Genomic DNA, 4,771 nt, shown 5'->3' with positions numbered 1-4,771 from the left:
AAGGTAGCCAAGATTTGATTTACTACTGGCTGCCATCATTTTGAACGGTAGTAATTTAATGAACGAACATAACCAACCGGCTGGCTCGTAAAACCATGACTTTTCGTTCAGGCACTAACTAGGTATAAAACTTAAGATGATGTGAAATAGAAGGTAATAATTATAGCTGAAAATGAGGCCTAAAGCAAGATATTGTATTATTGCTGCTCATAAGAAATTTGCAGATTTTTCATCGGAATATGTAAAAAGGGTTACATTATTCAAAACTCCTTTGAAAAAGGTTGGGTTGCGGGACATCCTTGATATGTTGATTACCTATCTTTCAATAGTTTAAATTTGTATTCTTTTGTAATTTTTTCACCGCGGGTTGCAGACTGGCTTGCTGTCGTTAAAAAAGAAAACACAGTAACGCTAAACCAGCTGTTTCCTTGTGTATATGATAGTTGTTTATTTTGTTGCATATGTCCCTTGTCCCTGCTGAATTCTCTAACAGGAATAAATCGACTTATCAATATATCAAGGAAGTCGCGCAACCCTATACTTTTTGGTATTGCTAAGTTTTACCCGAACCGAAGTGGTAATGGTTTTACACGATTCTGTGTAGCTTTCTATTCTTTCAGCAGTATTTTTGCTTTGCGAATTAGATTCCGGGTTAGCTTCTCTAATAAATCTGATTTTATATTCCAGCAATGCCAATAGAGCTTTACCGGTACATGGAAGTCAGGCGATAGATCAACAATTTTACCGGTGCGCATCAAAGGCGTGCATTGCTGATCCGGTAGCATGCCATAGGCAAGCCCCAAGGCGATGAAATCTGCGAATTTCTCAACGGATGGCACATAGTGGGTCGGGATAGAGGCAGGCACTTCCTCAAGGGCTTGGCTGAGAAGTTTGTGATGCAACTCATCCTGTCGATCAAAGATAAGGGCCGGGGCACGGCGTACATCCTCGGCAGCGAGTCCATTAGGAAACCATTGGGCCGCAAATTCCGGCGCGGCCATCATGTGGTAATCCATACGCCCAATATATTCAATTCGGCACCCTTGCATGGGCTGCTCTTGGGTGCTGATGCATCCCATGACCTCACCATCTTTCAGCAGCCGATGGGTCTGTTCTTGATCGTTTACCCGGATGTCAAGTAGTACCCTTTCCTCAAGTAAAAAGGGGTGGATGGCCTCCAAAAGCCAAAAAGCAAGACTGTCGGCGTTGATGCCCACCGCTAAGGATGTAAATCCTTTGTTGCCAAGCTCGTCCATCTCTCCTATCAGATCGTCCTCAAGCCGCTTGACCTTGAGATAGTGCTTTAGAAGTTTTCGACCGGCCGATGTCGCCTGGGGCGGTGTGGTACGAGCTATCAATACCTGCCCCGTGAGTTCTTCCAGCAATTTTACCCGCTGAGAAACCCCAGATTGTGTGATGTACAATGCCCTGGCAGCCTTGTCGAAACCACCTTCCCGGGAAACCATTGCCAAAGCTTCAATGAGTTTATAATCGAGCATAAAATATATATTAGCACAGCTAATGAATCATTAAAACAATTAATTTTACTATTAAGTCTTCATGTCCTATATTTCTCCCGTACATAACAATACTCATGAAGGTGAAAACAATGATTGCACCATTTATACAGGGGTTCGGCACCGGGGGTGGGTTGATTGTGGCCATCGGGGCCCAGAACGCCTTTGTTCTGTCTCAGGGGGTTAGGAGAAACCACCATTTGATCATCGCATTGATTTGTATTATTTGCGATGCCGTTTTTATCTCCGCCGGAGTCGCCGGTTTCGGGGGGGCTGTATCCAACCACCCCACTCTTTCGCAATGGGTTACATGGGGCGGTGCGGTCATTGAGAGCCGCCATTATCACTACCCTGGCCGTCACCCTGCTCAACCCGCATTTTTATTTAGATACTGTTATTCTCCTGGGCGGCGTGAGCAGCCAGTTTCACGGGGAAAGCCGGCTATTTTTCTGGATTGGGGCCGTTTCCGCCTCCACTCTATGGTTTATCAGCCTGAGCCTTGGGGGGCAAATGCTTGCTCCCCTGTTTAAGAAACAAATATCCTGGCGGATTCTTGATAGCCTGGTTTGCGCAACCATGTGGACTATCGCCGTGTCGTTGATCATGCATGGATTCACCATTTAACAAGGGAGGCATCGCCATCGCCACTGGTCATCTGTTCTCCGCGTCAAGCAGAAAGGAGAAATATTATGAGCTTATTTACTATGATTTTCATTGTTAGTTTCCTTGGAGCCATTATCGGTGTAAAAAAACCCTGGATGGGAGGTATCCCAGGACTGCTTATGGCCCCATTTCTGTTTTATTTCAGCATCTCATCTAATATTATTCCTATAATTTTCAATGTGTTGTTTTTATTTATATTAGGGTTGGCGTACGGTTTTATATCCTCCATTATTTTTTCGGGATTAAAAGGTGACGGGCATAATATCGGTTCAATTTATATATTGGGATTTGGAGCTCACCATCCCGGAGGTATAATTCTGTCGGATGAAGAACGTAAAAAGCTAAGGGACAGAAATATTAAACGCGAAGTATTTATCTCATATTAAAGCACCCACGCTGATCTGGGGTTGAGAAGCTTTATAATTCTTAGGTGCGGAACCTTGATATTTTGATATGTCAAGAAATGCCCCGCAACCCTTCTTTTTATTGATGGGATGCTACTGGCAATCTAGTTACGAATTTTTTCTATCATAAGTCAAAGGTTTAGAATTGGTACCAAGACAATCACCAAACCTCAATTTTCAAACATGTACCTTAACTTCGTTATTATGCTCTATAGTCAGACTCAACCTTTTTCAGGGTTGGTGCAACACCTGGGGATTGACCACATGGGGGATGGACCCGGTCCGATAGAATTCTTAGATTTATCACCCCCTACACTTCTACAAAGGGTAAACGCATTTAGAAAAATACAATCGGAATAAATCAGTTTACAAGGAGGAGCTTGAGGGTTTCTATAGCTTGACCGGTTCCAAAGATGGCATTTTTCAAAAAATGCGACTGCCCTTCTTTTTTACCTGAATGGCTAAGAGTCTAAAAGATTGACACCGTGGCATACCGGTGTTATATTTTATATTCAAGCATTTCACTCAGAAACCTTTGCAAAACAGTACTTTTAGAAGTCTGCGCTTATCTGCCAGATTTCTGTGTCAGGCTCAAATTTCAATCCTCGAAATATTCAATATATTCCTGTGGTTGAAATTTTCGCCTTCCTTGAACTCAAACAAAAATTACCATTTTTCAAAGGTTTCATTCAGTCCAGAGACCTGATGTATGCTGATGTAAAAAAGAAAACAGCCGTGCAAAAAAACCCTCTACCCAGAGTCAGGAGGTGAAAAAATGGCTGATGTAATATCGCTTGATGACAAGTTAGAGCTTGCCAAAAATAAAAAGACTGAGTTAATAAGAAGGCGAAAGGTCCTGGCTGTTCAAAAGGTTCTGCAGTGCACGCAATGTGCTTTCAAGTGTGAAAAATGCGGCATACAGATCAGCCCCAATTACCAGAATCGAGAAAAGACTAAAAAAAACTTAAAAGTGCCATATCGTTTATGCCACAGTTGCTCTGAAGAGTATATTGATTATGTAAATAAGCATAGAGGGCAAGGAGACCCTGACACCTACTGGCACAATGAGTCATGGCTCGATCTTTGGAAAAAATGGATCGATTATCAGGGTGCCATCGATCGTTATTTAAAATCAAAAGAGTTTTTGCAGCTTCTGCAGGAACTTAAACAAACCAGGCCTGATGAATAGGAGGAGCTAAATGTTTGGAATAGGAATGCCTGAGCTTATAATAATACTTGTTATTATCCTCATTATTTTTGGAGCAGGTAAACTCCCTGAAATAGGTGCCGGCATGGGTAAGGCCATAAGAAATTTCAGGGGAGCGTCAACAGATGAAGAAAAAAAAGAACCTGAAAAGATTGAAAACGATAAAAAATCGAAAAATACCTAAACACCCAAGTGATTAAAGCAGGTTTTATTTTTCCCCACCAAAGCACCAAGACACGAAAAACATAGTTCTATGTTATGCTTTCCACCTTTCGTGTCTTAGTGATTTTTTTCTCTGATAAACACCTAAAACGGAATATCATCATCCTGGGGTCCCTGAGTCGAGAGTGGTGGACCTCCGCTATCCGGAGAACCTGAAGTAGGACCGGTTGCAGCAGCGGAATCTCTTCCTCCTAAAAACTGCACATCCGATGCCACAATTTCTGTGGTGAAACGTTTATTTCCGTCCTTGTCTTCCCAGCTTCGGGTCTGAATACGGCCTTCAATATAAACCTGCCTTCCTTTGGAAAGGTATTCACCGCATATTTCTCCCAGCCGCCGCCAGGCAACAATACGATGCCATTCCGTACGTTCTCTTTTTTCCCCGGAGTTTTTGTCTTTCCATTCTTCAGATGTTGCAATGGAAAAGTTTGCCACAGCCGTGCCGTCCGGAGTATAACGAACCTCAGGGTCTTGTCCCAGCCTGCCGATTAAAATGGCCTTATTAATACCTGACATATTTACCTCCTGTTAGAAAAGCGGTTTCCATTTTTTAATTTAGATACAAAAATTAGCATCAGTTGTCAATTCGCCTAATAAGTCTTTTTTTCCTGTTGAAATTTAGAATTTAAAATTATATCTTTTTTCATTAGTGTCCGGTTAAAATTTTATAAAAGCTTCTAACTAATTAATATAATACGATTTAGTGACGATATCAAGAGGGATCGATTTGAAATCAGCTTATTAGGCCTGATATTCCT

At 42.0% G+C, this 4,771-nt stretch carries 5 protein-coding genes and 1 pseudogene; 4 read left to right on the top strand and 2 right to left on the bottom strand.

Going from position 1 to position 4,771, the window contains the following annotated elements; translation table 11 throughout:
• Window positions 1–608 precede the first annotated feature (608 nt).
• Window positions 609–1,499, bottom strand: a complete 891-nt coding sequence (locus SWH54_06415; protein MDY6790885.1) for a LysR family transcriptional regulator ArgP — start codon at window positions 1,497–1,499, stop codon at window positions 609–611.
• Between the two features lie 110 nt (window positions 1,500–1,609).
• Here SWH54_06415 and SWH54_06410 point away from each other — a divergent pair.
• The 4 genes and pseudogenes from SWH54_06410 (at window position 1,610) to tatA (ending at window position 3,975) form a co-directional block, all read left to right on the top strand.
• Window positions 1,610–2,141 (top strand): annotated as a pseudogene (locus SWH54_06410) (LysE family transporter).
• 65 nt (window positions 2,142–2,206) lie between these two features.
• Window positions 2,207–2,566, top strand: a complete 360-nt coding sequence (locus SWH54_06405; GenBank protein ID MDY6790884.1) for a hypothetical protein — start codon at window positions 2,207–2,209, stop codon at window positions 2,564–2,566.
• A gap of 793 nt (window positions 2,567–3,359) precedes the next feature.
• Window positions 3,360–3,773 (top strand): hypothetical protein, encoded by a 414-nt coding sequence (locus tag SWH54_06400; protein MDY6790883.1) that lies wholly within the window; start codon window positions 3,360–3,362, stop codon window positions 3,771–3,773.
• Window positions 3,774–3,783: 10 nt separating this feature from the next.
• Entirely contained in the window at window positions 3,784–3,975 is a 192-nt protein-coding gene (gene tatA / locus SWH54_06395) for a twin-arginine translocase TatA/TatE family subunit (GenBank protein ID MDY6790882.1), read from the top strand.
• Window positions 3,976–4,097: 122 nt separating this feature from the next.
• Here tatA and SWH54_06390 read toward each other — a convergent pair whose 3' ends face one another.
• Window positions 4,098–4,529 (bottom strand): single-stranded DNA-binding protein, encoded by a 432-nt coding sequence (locus tag SWH54_06390; GenBank protein MDY6790881.1) that lies wholly within the window; start codon window positions 4,527–4,529, stop codon window positions 4,098–4,100.
• Between the last annotated feature and the right edge of the window lie 242 nt (window positions 4,530–4,771).

The organism is Thermodesulfobacteriota bacterium (genome assembly GCA_034189135.1).
In the GTDB taxonomy this organism is placed as follows: domain Bacteria; phylum Desulfobacterota; class Desulfobacteria; order Desulfobacterales; family JAUWMJ01; genus JAUWMJ01.
The sequence above is the reverse complement of the archived record's forward strand: the minus strand, read 5'-3'. Positions and strand labels throughout refer to the sequence as shown.